Origin of the sequence: uncultured Pseudoteredinibacter sp. (assembly GCF_947502065.1) — a bacterium.
Lineage (GTDB): Bacteria > Pseudomonadota > Gammaproteobacteria > Pseudomonadales > Cellvibrionaceae > Pseudoteredinibacter.
The window spans coordinates 1-15,346 of the sequence record NZ_CANMYE010000002.1 but is presented as its reverse complement, the minus strand read 5'-3'; the positions used below and the strand labels follow the sequence as shown (position 1 = coordinate 15,346).

Annotated in this window: 13 protein-coding genes; 9 read left to right on the top strand and 4 right to left on the bottom strand. The window is 46.2% G+C overall.

Annotated elements, in window-relative coordinates; genetic code table 11:
• Positions 1-268: 268 nt before the first annotated feature.
• The gene (locus tag Q1A41_RS06845; RefSeq protein WP_299976229.1) at positions 269-1,672 is read left to right on the top strand and encodes an amidohydrolase; all 1,404 of its coding nucleotides are present in this window, start codon (positions 269-271) and stop codon (positions 1,670-1,672) included.
• On the top strand, positions 1,669-2,895 hold the full coding sequence (locus Q1A41_RS06840; protein ID WP_299976227.1) for a hypothetical protein: 1,227 nt from the start codon (positions 1,669-1,671) through the stop codon (positions 2,893-2,895). Before Q1A41_RS06845 ends, Q1A41_RS06840 begins: the two co-directional genes overlap by 4 nt.
• A 164-nt stretch (positions 2,896-3,059) precedes the next feature.
• On the opposite strand, the gene Q1A41_RS06835 is transcribed toward Q1A41_RS06840, so the two are convergent.
• Positions 3,060-4,451, bottom strand: coding sequence for an aminotransferase class I/II-fold pyridoxal phosphate-dependent enzyme (locus tag Q1A41_RS06835; RefSeq protein ID WP_299976224.1), 1,392 nt, complete (start codon positions 4,449-4,451; stop codon positions 3,060-3,062).
• A 97-nt stretch (positions 4,452-4,548) separates the two neighbouring features.
• On the opposite strand from Q1A41_RS06835, the gene Q1A41_RS06830 reads away from it, so the two are divergent.
• From Q1A41_RS06830 to Q1A41_RS06815, 4 genes are all read left to right on the top strand, one after another.
• Entirely contained in the window at positions 4,549-5,952 is a 1,404-nt protein-coding gene (locus tag Q1A41_RS06830; RefSeq protein ID WP_299976221.1) for a PLP-dependent aminotransferase family protein, read from the top strand.
• 134 nt (positions 5,953-6,086) lie between these two features.
• Positions 6,087-6,491 carry a hypothetical protein gene (locus Q1A41_RS06825; RefSeq protein ID WP_299976218.1) on the top strand — a complete coding sequence of 135 codons (405 nt, stop codon included), beginning with the start codon at positions 6,087-6,089 and terminating at the stop codon, positions 6,489-6,491.
• Between the two features lie 164 nt (positions 6,492-6,655).
• The gene (locus Q1A41_RS06820) at positions 6,656-6,874 is read left to right on the top strand and encodes a DUF6500 family protein (RefSeq protein ID WP_299976215.1); all 219 of its coding nucleotides are present in this window, start codon (positions 6,656-6,658) and stop codon (positions 6,872-6,874) included.
• A 275-nt stretch (positions 6,875-7,149) separates the two neighbouring features.
• Positions 7,150-8,073 (top strand): class I SAM-dependent methyltransferase, encoded by a 924-nt coding sequence (locus Q1A41_RS06815; RefSeq protein ID WP_299976212.1) that lies wholly within the window; start codon positions 7,150-7,152, stop codon positions 8,071-8,073.
• A gap of 56 nt (positions 8,074-8,129) precedes the next feature.
• Here the strand turns inward: Q1A41_RS06815 and Q1A41_RS06810 are convergent, their stop codons facing one another.
• Genes Q1A41_RS06810 through Q1A41_RS06800 form a run of 3 tightly spaced genes read right to left on the bottom strand, consistent with a single transcriptional unit; the run spans position 8,130 to position 12,794 of the window.
• Positions 8,130-9,467 carry a DUF1302 family protein gene (locus tag Q1A41_RS06810; protein ID WP_299976209.1) on the bottom strand — a complete coding sequence of 446 codons (1,338 nt, stop codon included), beginning with the start codon at positions 9,465-9,467 and terminating at the stop codon, positions 8,130-8,132.
• A gap of 59 nt (positions 9,468-9,526) precedes the next feature.
• Positions 9,527-10,402 carry an outer membrane lipoprotein-sorting protein gene (locus tag Q1A41_RS06805; protein ID WP_299976206.1) on the bottom strand — a complete coding sequence of 292 codons (876 nt, stop codon included), beginning with the start codon at positions 10,400-10,402 and terminating at the stop codon, positions 9,527-9,529.
• A complete protein-coding gene (locus Q1A41_RS06800) occupies positions 10,383-12,794 on the bottom strand; it encodes an MMPL family transporter (RefSeq protein ID WP_299976203.1) in 2,412 nt (803 codons plus the stop codon). Before Q1A41_RS06800 ends, Q1A41_RS06805 begins: the two co-directional genes overlap by 20 nt.
• A 354-nt stretch (positions 12,795-13,148) precedes the next feature.
• On the opposite strand from Q1A41_RS06800, the gene Q1A41_RS06795 reads away from it, so the two are divergent.
• The 3 genes from Q1A41_RS06795 (at position 13,149) to Q1A41_RS06785 (ending at position 15,267) form a co-directional block, all read left to right on the top strand.
• The gene (locus Q1A41_RS06795; protein WP_299976200.1) at positions 13,149-13,586 is read left to right on the top strand and encodes a MarR family transcriptional regulator; all 438 of its coding nucleotides are present in this window, start codon (positions 13,149-13,151) and stop codon (positions 13,584-13,586) included.
• 89 nt (positions 13,587-13,675) lie between these two features.
• On the top strand, positions 13,676-14,065 hold the full coding sequence (locus tag Q1A41_RS06790; protein ID WP_299976197.1) for a GFA family protein: 390 nt from the start codon (positions 13,676-13,678) through the stop codon (positions 14,063-14,065).
• A 788-nt stretch (positions 14,066-14,853) separates the two neighbouring features.
• The gene (locus tag Q1A41_RS06785) at positions 14,854-15,267 is read left to right on the top strand and encodes a hypothetical protein (protein WP_299976194.1); all 414 of its coding nucleotides are present in this window, start codon (positions 14,854-14,856) and stop codon (positions 15,265-15,267) included.
• The last annotated feature ends 79 nt before the right edge of the window (positions 15,268-15,346 follow it).

Here is a 15,346-nt window from a genome sequence, read left to right as displayed (position 1 = left end):
GGGTAGCAGCTCCGGAACGAGCGGCGGCCCTCTGGGCTTCCCTCGGTCACCAAAATGCTTCGCAAAAAGACGCGAATCATTTTGCTTCGTTCGGCGCTCGCTCTTTATTGTTCCGGTGCTGCTACCCCGCCTTTTTCTCTACCTTAGTGATAGATTAAATAAGCTGAAATGAGCTTATATTTCGCTAAAGTCGCGAAAACTGGCTGAGTGTATGGCTGTGTCTTTCGTTGTAAAACTAAAGCAACTCAATCTCTAGCAGGATAAATCTATGCCTAAGTATTTCCGGCGTGCCTGTTTGGCGGTTTCTATTGTGAGCCTGATGGCTTGTAATGGGGATAGGCCAAGTAAGGCGGTCAGCATCAATAAAAACCCATTCCCTTCTACCTATGAAGCCATGCCAAGCCGTGATGTGATGATTCGCAATGCGACGGTATTGCTGGGCAATGGCGAAAAGCTAGAGCAGGCTGATGTATTGATGATCGGCGGTAAGGTTGATGCTGTTGGTAAGGGTTTAGTGTTGCCAGCCGGTGCCCAAGAGTTAGATGCCAGTGGTAAATGGGTAACGCCGGGTATTATTGATGTGCACTCGCATTTGGGGGTGTATCCAAGCCCATCGGTGGAATCTCACCAAGATGGTAACGAGGTAACCTCGCCAGTTACCGCCGAGGTGTGGGCCGAGCATGGTGTGTGGCCCCAAGACCCTGGTTTTAATCGCGCGCGTGTGGGTGGTATCACCACCTTGCAGCTATTGCCGGGTTCCGCCAATTTGATCGGCGGCCGTGGGGTCACATTGCGCAATGTACCAGCTACTACCATGCAGGGCATGAAGTTTCCGGATGCGCCCTATGGTTTGAAGATGGCCTGCGGTGAAAACCCTAAGCGTGTTTACGGTAAGAAAGGCGTAAGCCCTTATACCCGCATGGGTAATGTTGCAGGCTATCGTGCCGCTTGGGCGAGCGCTTGGGAATATAAGCTAGCTTGGGATGATTACAATGCTGGCCGTATTAAGAATGCCCCAGAGCGTGACTTACAAAAAGACACCTTAATGGGTGTGCTCAATGGTGAGATTTTAATTCACAACCACTGCTATAAGGCCGAAGAGATGGCTATGATGATCGATGTGGCTAAAGAATTTAAATATCACGCGGGCACTTTCCACCACGCAGTAGAGGCTTACAAGATTGCTGATCTATTGGCCGAGAATCAAAACTGCGCCGCCATGTGGCCAGATTGGTGGGGCTTTAAAATGGAAGCCTTTGATATGGTGCAAGAAAACGTCGCCATGGTAGATGCCGGTAAAGGCAAAGATGCCAGTAAGCTAGGCTGTGCCATTGTGCATTCCGATTCAGCCAGCACCATTCAGCGTCTAAACCAAGAGGCCGGTAAAATTTTATATCGCAGCCAGGAAGCTGGTTACGATTTAGATGAGGCCGATGCTATTCGTTGGATTACCTTAAATGCTGCGCGTTCCTTAGGTATTGCCGATAAAACCGGAAGCTTAGAGATGGGCAAAAATGGCGATGTGGTTATTTGGAATCAAAACCCATTTAGCGTTTACGCTAAGGCTGAACAGGTCTTTATCGATGGCGCAAAGGTTTACGATAGAGAAGATCCTGCTTTCCAAGCGCAAAGCGATTTTCTATTAGGCCAGCCAGCAGGAGATAAGCAATGAGAGCATTAAACAAAACACGCTTAGCCTGCGCGGCATTCGGCCTGCTGGCAAGTGCCAGTGTGTTGGCAGAAACCGTGGCGATTAATGGTGTGAAGTTTTACGGTGAAGGCTTGGCGCCTAAAACCGATATGAATGTATTGATTGAAGATGGTGTTATTCGTGAGCTATCCGATCAAGCACTCAGCGCCGATACCGTTGTTGACGGTAAAGGCAAGGTACTAAGTGCCGGTTTTATTGCGGTAAACAATAAGTTGGGTTTAACCGAAGTTAGCGCCGTTCAAAAGACCTCGGATTTTTACGAGGAAAAAGGCGGTTTCTTTTTTGATCCAAGCTTGGCGTTTAATTATCAATCATCGCTAATCCCTTACACTCGTAAAGGCGGTATTAGTCATGCCGTAGTGGCGGGTAGCTCTAAAGGTGCATTTGAAAGCCGAGCCTTTAGTGTGGATCTAAGTGCAAGCCCCGAAAGCCGCCTTAAAGCGGATACTGCCTTGTATTTTACCTTAGGTGGTAAGGGCAAAGGCTCGCGCGCGAAAGACTTGCAAGATCTGCGCAAGAAATTAGAAACTGCCAAAAAGCCTGTTTCTAAAAGTGCCAAAGCAAAGCCAGTAAAAGACGATATCAAAGTGGTTAAGCGTTTATTGGCTGGCGACTTCCCGCTAATGGTTAAAACTGATCGTCCGGCGGATATCCTTCAGTTGCTTAAACTAAAAGAAGAGTTTGGTTTTTCTTTGGTGATTGCCGGCGCTGCTGGCGCCATCGATGTGGCCGAGCAATTAAAGCAGCATAAAGTAACCGTCTTGGTATCACCGCTGCGTAATCTGCCAGAAGGTTTTGATTCACTGCATCAGCGCCTAGACAATGCAGCAAAGCTGCATAAGGCTGGGGTAGAAATTATCCTAACTGAATCAGATAGTCATAACCTACAGCAACTACGCTACCATGCCGGCAACGCCGTAGCTCACGGCTTACCTCATGATGTAGCGGTCCGTGCATTAAGCAGCGTGCCCGCCAAAACCTTTAAACTTGGTGATGGTTACTTAAAAGTAGGCAGTCGCGATATCGTGCTATGGTCCGGTGATCCGCTAGAGCTAAGCAGCCGCGTATTGAATATGTGGATCGATGGCAAGCCAGTAAGCACCCGCGCCCGCCAAGATCTACTGCACGAACGCTATCAGCAAAAAGGCGATAAGCCAGCGGCTTATACTAAGCCGAGTTTGTGAGTTAAAAATTGCTGAGTTTTTCAAGTATCACTTTTAAACTGCACCGCAGTGCTAAGCTGTGGTGCAGTTTTCAATGTGGGTGTTACTTCTTAAGTGCACCGCCTGTTACATGGTGCATTAAATGAAAGCTCTCAAAAGTATCAAAAAACTGCGCGGAAATTATATTAGACTAAGTCCTTGCCTGTTAAAGATTCCAGGGCATTGCACACGATTTTCACGTCCTTCATTGATGTTTGCCAATTACTAAACGCCGCTCTGATAGCCGCCTCTCCCTGCCAAATTCCCGGGGTCATGTATACTTTTCCCGTGGAATTAATTTTTTTGAGCGCGATTTTAACTTCTTTATCTCTTGATCCTACTGGGCGGAAAACAACAACATTAAGTTTGCACTCTACTAAAAGCTCATAGTCATTCGAATCAGAGATCCATTTTGCTAAGGCCAGGGCTTGGGCACAGTTTTTTTCTACAAGTTGTTGGTATCCATTTTTTCCGTAAGCCAATAGCGACATCCATACAGGCAGTGCTCTAAAGCGCCTAGAGTTCTCAATGCCTCGATCCATAAATGCGGGCAAAATATTGTCAATGTCTAGGTATGGTGCTGCAACAGAACAGGTTTGCTGCAGTATTTTAGGATGTTTACAAAAAAATATACCGCAGTCATAGGGTACATTCAGCCACTTATGTGCGTCAGCCGTGATCGAATCAGCTAGTTCGATTCCTTCGGTCCAATGCTTACAGCTAGGCATCAATCTTGCAAATAACCCAAATGCTCCGTCAACGTGCAGCCAAGCCTTGTGAATTTTACATAGTTTCGAGATCTCCCTTAAATCGTCGAAATCTGTTCCAGTCACTGTTCCTGCGCTTGCTACGACAATCTTACCTTTACTTTTACTTTGTTTGAGCATGCTTTTTAGTGCATTGGTATCCATTTTTTCGCTGTTGGGTAGGCACGGAACAAAAGTAATCGCATCACGCCCTAGACCTGAAAAACTAAATGCTTTTTGCATGCTGGCATGAGGTGTGGCCGCGAAAACTTCTATTTCAGATCCCGATAATCCAGCTTTGGCAATATCCAAATTTTGTTGCGATCCGGCATGTTGTCTAGCGCAGAGGGCGCCTAATACATTAGAGGCCGTCGCCCCGCTAGTTAGAATCCCCTCGAAGGAGCTGGGTAGCTCGAACAGTTCGAGTAGCCATGATGCAGCTTGTAGCTCGACTTCAGTTGCTATGGAGTCACCCGGTGCAGCGACATTTTGATCTGTCGCGGCTACAAGCCAATCTGCCATTATCGATGCTGGGGTTGCTCCCCCCGTAACAAACCCAAGATAGCGAGGCCCCGCTGATGCGCTTAGTTGTGGCGCGATATGAGCGGTGAAATCATCGAAAGCTGATCTGGCGCCGTTTCCGTTTAACGCCAGCATCCTTTTAGGCAAACCGCGGCCAGTTGAAGCCGCGACCGGTCGATTTTTAAGTTCAGCCTGGAATTGACTGCTCCATTGAGCAACATCTCTGGCAAGGCCTTCGAAATTCACCGCATCTTCTTCTAATTGAGCCACGATAGATATCTCCTAATTTGTATCATGTTGTCAACTTATTGTATTCTCGGCATGAAAAGATAACAGATACAAAAATGAGATAATAAAAGGATACAGATTGGCTTATCGTTATCGAGAGCTTGCGGCTCAACTGATTAGTGACATACAGAGCAATAGGTTACACGACGGTCAGCGATTGCTTTCTGTTCGGCAGCAGAGTCAGCAGCGCGGCGTTAGTATTACAACGGTCAAAAAGTGTTACGAATTACTTGAAGCCCAGGGCTTCCTTATCGCAAAACCTAAATCTGGGTTCTATGTAAGACGACCTAGCGATCGATCCGGTAGTCTAGATTTTCCTGCGATCGAACCAGTGGGAAGGCCAATCAACAAAGCTGAGTTGCTTGCTGAAGTTCAGCATTCGGCTGGTAATCGAGAGAGAATTCCTTTTGGTACAGTGCAATTGGCAGCGGAATTGATACCTAAAGAAAACCTTCAGCGCAGCTTGATTCGTATTATAAGACGATCAACCCAAGAGGAATTGATGTACGGCCCAGCTAGTGGCCAGCCTTGCCTTAAAAATGCGCTCTGTGAACACTTCAGTAGTGATGGCTTAAATCTATTGCCCGAAGATATTATGATCACTAATGGTTGCATGGAGGCAATTGCTCTTGCAGTCGAAGCGGTAAGTAGCGCCGGAGATAATATAGCGATAGCCTCGCCTTGTTTTAGTGGGCAGCTGCAGCTATTAGCGAGTTTAGATAGGCAAGTATTAGAATTGCCCTCTACTGAAGCAGGTATCGATCTCGATAGATTAGAAGCCGTTATGGTTAGTGGCCAGGTAAAGGCGTGCTTACTTACAGGGTGTAACCAAAACCCACTGGGCTACAATCTTTCAGTGGATGACAAACAACGGATTGCAGCCATGGCGAGTAAATATGACTGCCCTATCATAGAGGATGATGTATTCGGTGAGTGTGGTTTTACAACTAAGCGCCAATTGCCAATCAAGGCCTGGGATAAAACCGGACATATCATTTGGTGCAGTTCATTTTCCAAATCGCTTATTGCCAGCTATAGGCTTGGTTGGTGTGCGCCGGGTCGCTTTTTAAAGCAAGTGCACGACACACTTTTATCACGCAGCCTTTCTGTAAATACCCCTCTTCAACTGGCTATGGCTGATTTTATTCGCTGTGGAGAATATCGGAGACATTTGGCAAATCTACGCTTAGCTCTAACGGTACAGGTTAACAGGATAAGGCAGAGTGTAATCAAACATTTTGGCCAAGAAGTCCGAGTCTCAAATCCTACAGGAGGCTATTCCCTATGGGTGCAGCTTCCAAAGGGTTGCGATGGTATTTCTATCTTCGAGGAAGCTGCACGACAGGGCATAAATATCGTTCCAGGGGTGATGTTTACTGCGAGTGATATCTATAAAAACTGTATTCGCCTGAATGCTGGAAATCCGTGGAGCGAAAAACTCGATCTTGCGATCTCGAAACTTGCAGAGATCGTTAAGGCGTAGCCGGTATGTCAATGGCCCAGTTGTTATTGGATTAGCTATTTGAAGATAGATCTGCGCTCAAAAAACACATGCCCAAAACTCCATATAATGTTACATTATAACGTTATCGTTAAATCTTATATTGGAGCATTACTATGGATCAGGCCTTGTTGCATTGGCTTTGGAATAATCGTCGAATTGTGGGCTTATTGGCGATTATTGTATGTGTTGTGGCCTGGACCACTGAGTTAACTGGCCTGGTGTATGTTTGCCCATATTGCCGTGCTCAGCGTACCATTATCGGCATACTAGGTTTGGCACTGATGCTGCCTAACCCAAGACACTGGATTAACCTCTATCTATCCAGCACCATCGCAGCCTTTGGCTTCTTTGTGGCAGCCCATCAGCATTTTAATGGCTGGAAGAAAATAATGGGTGGCACCTTTGAGTGGGGTGAAGTTTGGTACATCAACTCTTGGTTGTTGTCTGGCTGCGCTATTTTTATGATTTCAGGCTTGCTATTGTTGATTTGGAGTGTGCCAAAGAAGTCCGCTGAATAAGCAAGGAGCATAGCCGCCGCGTTTTAATGCTGCCTCCGAGTCAAATAATGCCGGCTTAAGGCGTATGCAAATGCCAGTTTGCTATGCTGCCGGCTTTTAAGCCTAAACAAGAAGTGAATGGCAATAAATCAATCTAGGCTTTTTTAATAATCTTAAGGAATCAAATGCGGGACAACCTTCGCCAAAAAATAATCGCAGTTTGTGATAAAAAAATAGAAGCTAAAGGTGAAACGGTGGGCTTGTCATTTTATGCGTTTTTTGAAAACAAAAATAATGACCCAGACTTACTTATGGAAGCTGCCACCTGGTGGATACAAACCCATCAATTGGATCATTTCGAGAAGGCTGCCAAGATCAAGAGTATGGTCGAAGCAGGGCTCTGAGTGGCCTGTTTGTCAACAGTACTTAATCAACGGAGTCGAGATAAGGCCGAGTGAACTGTATGTGCTTTGTCTTAGCTATGTCTCGTAATAGTTAGTCGCTGTCTCAATACCCTCAGATAAACACGGCTCGAGAAATAAGCCGCTAAGCTGCATAAATATTAAGATATGTACCTTATAATATCGCAGAAGCCTTATTTGCCACTAGTTCTATGCCAAATATAAACTAGTAGCTCAGGGCGTCTTTGCCGTTTTCTTCAAAAGTATGATATTGAGCTATGCCACATCCACTGCAACAAGAAATCACCCAAAACCTAAGCAAGCACCCAGCGCAGGTCTCCCGTGTATTCCATGGTAGAGGTAAATTCTTTCCGTCTTTGGATGAGTTGAATGTGGAGTGGTATCCGCCGGTGCTGTTTGTGCAGTGTTATGAAGATGAATTAGCCGATGAGGCTAGGGCAGCTTTGCAGGCGGTGTTTGAGGAGCATGACTTTATCGAATCTGTCATCTTGCAGGCCCGTCCTTGGCCGGATGTGGAAAACGAAGTGCTTTTCTCGCGCAGTTCAGCTGAGCAGCAGCTGCCTTTGGAATTCGATACGGTGCTGGCCGAGGGTATACAGTGCCAGGTAAATATCGGGAAGAACCGCAATACTGGTGTATTCCCCGATATGCGCAGTGGCTGGGCCTGGTTGCAGGAGCATGCAGCCGATAAGCGAGTACTCAATTTATTCTCCTACACCTCCATTTTCTCTCTATTTGCTTTGCATGGTGGCGCCAAGAAAGTCGTGAACGTTGATATGTGTGGCAGTGCTACCAAAACCGCTCAGTATAACCACGAGCTAAACGCGATGTTGGATGAGCGAGTGTCTATCTGGAAGAAGAATATTCTTAAATCCAATAGCCAAATCGCCAAGCAATCAAAGTTCGATATCATTGTATTAGATCCACCACCTTTCCAGAAGGGCTCCTTCCGAGGATGGCCCGATTATCAAAAGCTGCTTCGCCGCTGTTCTAATTACTTGCGCGAAGGCGGGGTAATCCTCGCGGCACTCAATAATCAGCAGGTTACTTTTAGTGAGTTCGATCGCGATATTCGCGAGACCATTGAAAATGTAAAAAGTATTAGCCAGTTAGAGTTGGCTGATGAAATTAAGGAGCTTGAGCCTGAAAAGGGACTAAAGCTAGTTTTGATTGAGTTATGATGTGAAGGATCTACGCTTCTATATTGCTGAGGATCTGGGGCTCATTATTTAGTAAGTTAAAAATTATACTCAAGCCCCACCGTCATCCTACTGGCTTCCCTAAACTGACCATACAAACCTTCTCTATCCCCATAAAAAATATCCATGCCCGCTTTTAATGTAATGGCATTGTCTAGGTAGTATTTGGCTGATAGCTGTAGCGAGCCATCGGATTTGTCTAGGTCGTGAATAATTAGGCCTTCCAAAATGATAGTATCGTTTAGCAGCTCTTGGCGGGCCAGTAGGGTGGCGCTGTTGTATGTTTGGTCGATATCTCCTGAATCTAGTAGGGCGCTTACAAACAGTTGGCCGCTAATTAGGGTATTAGCACTCAGTTGATAATCTAGGCCCAATACGCTGCTGATTTGATCGAACTTTTCTGTTTTGTTAAGTGTGATTAAGCCTGGCTTGTTGTTTACCAGCTGGTGCTTATTAGTTTGATAGGCCAGTTCGCTCCTAAAAGTGAGTTTGTCAAAAGCGTTAGAGGCGCTGCCGCCAAGGAGTAATGAGCGTTTATAGCTGGGGCTTAATATCACCTTGCTACCTAGCTCGCCTTCTACATCAATCGCGGCACTATCATCGTAAAAATAAAACGCATTGAGCGACCAGTCCCAGCCTTGGCTAAAGCCGCTAAGACGCAAAGCATAATCGTCATCACGGATAAATCGATTAGGGCGATCGCTGGGTTGTCGTATTACCGTACCGCGAAAACTCTCGGATAACCGTGGTACCAAGCGTGGTGATGTGGGTTTAAAGGGGCCGCTATTTGGGCTGTCGTTATAGCTGTGATCAGGCAGCCAGATGAATTCTGCGGTGATATCCGCAAAGCTGTGTTCTAGCTTGGCCATCCATAAGGCAATGCGTCTGTCTTCGATATCTCCCAAAATAAACTCGCGATAATTTAAGGGATTAATCTGATCCAGTACGCGCAAACCGTCGGCTTGGCCCCATACCACGGTTTGCTTGCCGATGCGCAGGTAGCCATTATAGGTAAAGATATCGGCATAGGCTTCCTTGAGTTCGAGTTCTATATTATCGCCAATAAAACTGCGTCGATTGATATGAGAGCGGCTATCGCCTTGATTACTCATTGTGCCCTGCTCAAGCATCTGGCTTGAGAAAGCTCGTACTCTAGCTGAAACAAAATAATCGATACCATCATTTAAGCGGCCAGATAATTCCGGCCTATAGCTGACTTCGGCTATTTGAGTTTCACCTTTATCAAAGCCCAGTGCGTAGCGTATATCTAGGCTATGCCTAATATCGATCTGGCTACTTGCTCCTAGACTTTGAGAAAGCGCTTTGTTGGGCAACATTAATTGCGCAGACAGAAAACCAACAATTAATGTTGCCACAACAAAGCGTACCCCCAAAAGAAGGGGGCTAAGCGCCCGTATAGCAGGGTATAGAGGAATCATAGGCCGCGTCTCAATCGCGCTTGGGTAAAGAGTTTTTCGGGTACTGGGCTTGCGTAATCTATATTGGAAAAACGGATGCGCGAGCTGTGTCCGGTTTTGTGGTTGCTAATAAAAATTTGCTTACTGCTAAGATAGCCGTCAATCTCCTCTACGGCTTCTAGCTGCATGGTGCGGCTATGGTTACCGTTTTGGTCGTAAAATTCGCTCAGGCGGCTCATCCAAATACTTGGGTCTATATGCCAAATGGCTTTTGATATACCAAGCTCTTCAGCGATTTGTGGCTTGGCGGGTAGGCCTTCTACCACGAGTAGTTGTCGTCCATCGATTTCTTTTTCGCCCAGCAGCTTAAAGTGATAATCGCTGGCTTCTATTTTTTGCTCTTTTTTGATTTCTTCATAGGTGAAATCAGTACCCAGAAAATAATCGCCTCTATCGGATGCGGATATGCGGCGCACTTTACGCAACGCGGGTAGATACAACCACTGATCATCATCGCGATTTGGGTTGGCGTAATCGTAAGTTAAAAAGCCTGTTCCTCTTACGCGGCTGGGCTCGGTATAAAAAATAATGGTACGTTTTTCTTGCTCGCCTTTATCGCTGGTAAAATAACGACGGTGGGCGATGGTTTCTTCGCGGCGTGTACGGCCATTTTTATCCCGTAGCTCGATAGAGAAGTTGCGGATAACATGCTCACCTTCCGGGCGAGCGTTTACCTTGGCGATAATATTATCGGCGCTTAATGTGCTTGGCTCTATGCTGTCACCTTCCGCTTGCAGTGTGCTGGCTGCGGCAAAGCTTAAGGCGATACTTAAAACACTATTTTTCAAACTTAGCGCTTTGCGGAATTTTGCTCTATTTATATTGGGCTTCATAAGATTCTCCTTCGGCCTGATGTTCTTCAGTTGATGAGTTATCGCTTAATAGCGCTTTGGGTTGTAGCCACAGTGCCAAGCTAGGTAATAGGCTAAGCGAAGACAGAAAAGCGACCGAAACCGCAACGGCCACAAGGCCACCAAATTTAACCAGTGGTGGTACCTCCGAGCTCATTAGCACCCCAAAGCCACCCGCTACCGCAATAAAATTTAAGAGCAGTGCACGACCCGTATCGGGGTAAAAAGCCATCAGTGATTCGGCGCTTAAGCCATGCTCGCGGCCAATCTCACGCAGCTTGTCTAAGGTGTGGATGGCAAAATCGATAGACAGCCCAATCGCGATCGCCGCAAACATCGAGGTGCTAACACCTAGCGGTATGCCGCTAAAGCCCATTACGGCATACACCAATAATATGGCGAGGCCTACAGGCGTGGCGGCCAGCAAGCCAGCGCTTATTGATTTAAAAACCAACATGGCGGTAGCTGTAACACAGATAAAAGAAATAATGATGGAAAACAGCGTGGACTGATCGATACCCTTAATCCAGTGATAGTTCACGGCGACACGGCCAGTGACCGTGGCTTGAGTTTCTGGGCCATTAAAGTGCTCTTCTATGTATTTTTCGATACTGGGAATCAGAATTTTATTATTGCTGTATTTGCCTTCTTTGACTTGTACCCGAATAAGCGCCTGGCGATGATCGTAATCAATCTCCTCTTCAAAATCCGTTGGGTCGGCACTGGCGCCATATAGGAAGAACAGTTGTGCAATAAGATTTGGGTCGTCAGGAATGCTATAAAAATCTTTATTGCCTTCATTTACCGAGCGGTGCAGCTGCTTAATATAATCCACAATTGATGTGCTGCCGCCAACGCTGTATAAGCTTTCTACATACTGCTGCAGATCGGCGATTTTATGTAGTGTCGCTGGGCTGTATAGGCCACCGTTGCTATCGGTTTCGACTAGGATATCTAAGTTGTAGATGCCATCGGTGGCCGCATTGATGGCTTTATCGGCGATATACACCGGCTCGGTTTGTTGAAAGTTTTCAATCCTATCTTCATCCACCTTAACTTGTGCCGCGCCAATTATGCCGATAGCAAAAGCAAAGGCGCCAATAGCAATGGTGATCTTAGGGCGATGCAAAACGGCTTTACCAAAACCATTTAGTAAACGCTCCACCGCTTTGGGTTTATCGCTATGGTTCTTGTTGTTACGAAACGGCAGGGGAATACGACTGGACGGCCACAAAATCATTAGAGCTGGCAACAAAGTTAATGAATACAACCATGCTAAGCCAACACCAAGCGCACCATATAAACCAAAGGCTTGCACGGGTGGCATGGTAGCGCTGGCCGAAAGGGCGAGAAAGCCGGTAATGGTCGTAATACTGGTTAAGCTAACAGGGCGCCACATGCTGGCAACGGCTAATTTAACGGCCTGCTTTTTATCGATACTGGGCTGCGTTCGCTGAATACCATAATAGGCCGATAAAATATGAATGGAATCAGCCACGGAGATCCCAATTAAATTCACCACCAAACCATTGGTAATCACATAAAAAGACGTACCAGAAGCCGCCATTAAACCAAAGCTGCCCAAGACCGTGCCCGCTACAATAATGTTAGGCAGCAAGGTGGCCCGCAGCGAAACAAAACCAATCAATAAAACAATGGTGATAATCAAACCGGCCATGGGGTTTAAACGGCTGGCATCACGATCGATGTAAGTAGAAAGAAAGCCCGCTACCGCACCTTCACCGGCAATATGTACCGCCGTGCCCTCTGGCTTAGGGGTATTGTTTACCAGCTCTACCACCGCATCGTAGGCTAGCTGCGCTTCATCTTCATTTAAGATCTCGGCTACAATTAAAGTAGCGGTGCCCGCTTTGCCAACTAGGCTACCTTGATAAAGTGGGAAGTCTTCAATGGCGGTGCGAATCTCGGCTGCGCGTTGTTCGCTATTAGCGGGCGCTTTAAAGTGCTCGGTGTCATTATCTAAAAAGCCCTCGACGATCAAACCCTCGGCGGTACCGCTGATATTGTTTTCCGTAGCAAGGCTAGTTACCCGATCCGGATCTACATATTTCAGCTGCTTAACACCATCGCTTAGTTGCTTTAACAGTGCGAGGTTTTCGGCATTAAAGATGCCATCTTGATCAATGACCGCAATAACAATCGGATCGGTAAGGCTAAACAGTTGCTCTACCTTATCTTTATAAATAAGCGCGCTAGAGTTCGGATCGATAAAAGCATCGGCCGAGGTATCCTTGCTAAGCTTGGGTAAAAAACTCGCGCTGGCAGCAATAAGCCCCATCGCCAAAACAATCAGCAGCCAGGGGTAGGCAAGGCTGCGGTCTATCCATTTAGGTATTTGCGTACTACTCGCCATAATCTCAGGCCTCTTATTGTTCACATGTTCGAATGCTTGTTTTTCCAATGCCGGCCATTTGCCTATGGCTGAGACCGGCACGTAAATAACTAATCAATGTCTTCTAGCTGCTAGGCACTTGTTCTTAATGCTGCTGCCCTTCCTAGCGCTACCTTTCCTCGTGCAGCCTTTTTAAGTGCGATTGGGTGTGCGTACGGCAGCGAATCCATGTCTTTGCAGCCCCGAATACCCAGGCCTTAAGCCCCGTATATCACTCTGTAAGTAGGCAGTGCTTACGGTTATAATCGTGCATATACACACTAATAGTGCATATGCACGATTGGAAAGTCAACGATAATCGTGTATATCTACGGTATGAGCGATAAAAAGATGATTGAAAACATAACTGGGCGCTGCATGGCGGTGCGTACCCTAAGTGCCGCCAGGGCCATAACCCGGCGCTACGACAGTGCGCTGCGCCCCCTTGGTATTACCATTACGCAGTTCACCCTGCTGGCGGCGGTCGCCCGTATAGAGCCCGATTCCATCACCGAGCTTGCGGATAAATTATGGATGGAGCGCACCTCGCTAACACGCGGGGCCAAGCTACTGGAAGCCGATGGCTTAATAGAGCGAAGGGTAGAAGAGGGCGTACGAAAACGAGGCTTACGCATTAGCGATAAAGGCATAAAGCTGCTGCGCGAAGCCTACCCACTGTGGCAAAGCGCCCAGCAAGACGTGGAAGAGCAGCTAGGTAAACAAGTCAGCGAAGCCAATCACTTCTTAGATTTGCTGCGCAGCGCGCCGTTTTAATATGCTCTTTCTATAACAAGAAAATCGCTATTAAAAAGAACGCCGCAATTGAAAAGCAAACCAAAAACTAAAAACAATAATGATCACAAATGACAAATAAAGACAGCGTGCACTACCAGGGCAGCTGCCTATGCGGCGCTATCCAGTATGAAATACTGGCCGAGCCCGTTACCGCATCGCACTGCCATTGCAAAATGTGTCAAAAACAACACGGCGCCGCCTTCGCCTCCTATGCCCGTATCCGCCGCAGCGAGCTACGCTACACCAAAGGCCAAGACACAATTAAAAGCTACCAATCCAGTGAAAAAGTAGAGCGCAGCTTCTGCAGCGAATGCGGTTCTAATCTAGAGTGGGGCTACACAGAAGGCGAATGGGCACAGTGGGTGGCAGTAGCCCTAGGCAGCTTCGATACATCCTACAGCGAAGGCATCCACAGAGAGCTGCACACAGAAGATAAAGCCCCATGGTGGCAGCCCTAAAAGTAATTGATGGGTTTTTATACAGTTTTAATTTTTAAGCCCTAATCTCGGCCTATTCCTATTAACTCGGGAATTAACAATTAATAAAACACTAGATTGAACTAAATCAGTAACATAGCGCCATTTTGCGCGTACCCTAAAAATGCTGCGCAAGAGAAAAAGCAAAATAGAAACCAAGTAATAACGTTTTAGGCGCCAGGTCTCGTTAATTCGGTATGATTTTTCTAGTACTTGTAAAACCCCAGATAAAACAATAAATTAGAGCTTTAGACAAAGGAATGCAGCTAGCTTGTTAAACGGACACCATCCTATTATTTCTTAAATTCCCAAATTAATAAGACGCGTCCGCTTTTTGGTTGTAATTCTGCCTGTCTGTTTATTTAGCTGTTGCGGTGTACCGTAACGAATAATTTTCTACTGCAGTGTAACATAGAAATTTACAACTACTGTATATTTAAACAGTATATGTAAATTCGTTTTAATCGCAAGAAAAACTAATAAGGAAATTGACGTTGCGACTCACAATCCTTACCGTAAAGCCCCTAAGGGGGCCCATAAAACCGGCTAAGGTTTTGAAGGGACACCTTAGGGGCTTTACGGCTAGGCCCGCAAAATCAAAACTTTTTTTAATTATTCGTTACTTGATAAAGTCGCTAAATCAAATGAATCATTTTGTTTTAAAAGCCAAACAAAACGAGCTTTATCGCGACCACGCAACAAGACCCAGCTCAAGACGTCGCAAAAAACCGCGACGCATGAGTGGTAGGCGTTATGCCCTTTAAAGAATCATGAAGATAATTACGATTGATGAAAAAACTAAGAGTCCTTTAGAGCTTATGCAAGCACAAGGTTATCTTTGGAAAGCTCCAGAAGAAATTGAGGCTGCAGCAAAAGGCGTAAAGCTTTGGCACCTAATTGGCTGGCATGATTCAAGTCGCTTTGGCTTTTATAAAAAGAAAAAGGCAGTCACTATTGAATTATGCAAAGTAGAAAAATTATCCATCAACTACATGACTCGCGCTAAAGGTATGGGCTGGGTCGCACTGGAAGTCGAGTACAAAGGTAAGGGTGGGGTTCTTCCTATCCTTGAGTCAAAGATATATAAAAACGAAGCGCTTGATTGGTTTAAAGAGAAAATTGACCTTTTACAAGAAGCAACTGGGCTTGAAATTGAGGTAAACAACTATGGTCCAGATTGCTAGGCTAACACATATGAGCCATTAACCAGTCAATAGGCAATAAGGTACCCGCCAGTGCTCTGGGTGGAAGTTTTTATATTTT

Bases quoted from the DNA above. Each gene is read 5' to 3' on its own strand.
- Q1A41_RS06840 (WP_299976227.1), top strand. From the start codon at position 1,669: ATGAGAGCATTAAACAAAACACGCTTAGCCTGCGCGGCATTCGGCCTG.
- Q1A41_RS06825 (WP_299976218.1), top strand. From the start codon at position 6,087: ATGGATCAGGCCTTGTTGCATTGGCTTTGGAATAATCGTCGAATTGTG.
- Q1A41_RS06845 (WP_299976229.1), top strand. From the start codon at position 269: ATGCCTAAGTATTTCCGGCGTGCCTGTTTGGCGGTTTCTATTGTGAGC.
- Q1A41_RS06805 (WP_299976206.1), bottom strand. From the start codon at position 10,402: ATGAAGCCCAATATAAATAGAGCAAAATTCCGCAAAGCGCTAAGTTTG.
- Q1A41_RS06785 (WP_299976194.1), top strand. From the start codon at position 14,854: ATGAAGATAATTACGATTGATGAAAAAACTAAGAGTCCTTTAGAGCTT.
- Q1A41_RS06820 (WP_299976215.1), top strand. From the start codon at position 6,656: ATGCGGGACAACCTTCGCCAAAAAATAATCGCAGTTTGTGATAAAAAA.
- Q1A41_RS06815 (WP_299976212.1), top strand. From the start codon at position 7,150: ATGCCACATCCACTGCAACAAGAAATCACCCAAAACCTAAGCAAGCAC.
- Q1A41_RS06795 (WP_299976200.1), top strand. From the start codon at position 13,149: ATGAGCGATAAAAAGATGATTGAAAACATAACTGGGCGCTGCATGGCG.
- Q1A41_RS06790 (WP_299976197.1), top strand. From the start codon at position 13,676: ATGACAAATAAAGACAGCGTGCACTACCAGGGCAGCTGCCTATGCGGC.
- Q1A41_RS06800 (WP_299976203.1), bottom strand. From the start codon at position 12,794: ATGGCGAGTAGTACGCAAATACCTAAATGGATAGACCGCAGCCTTGCC.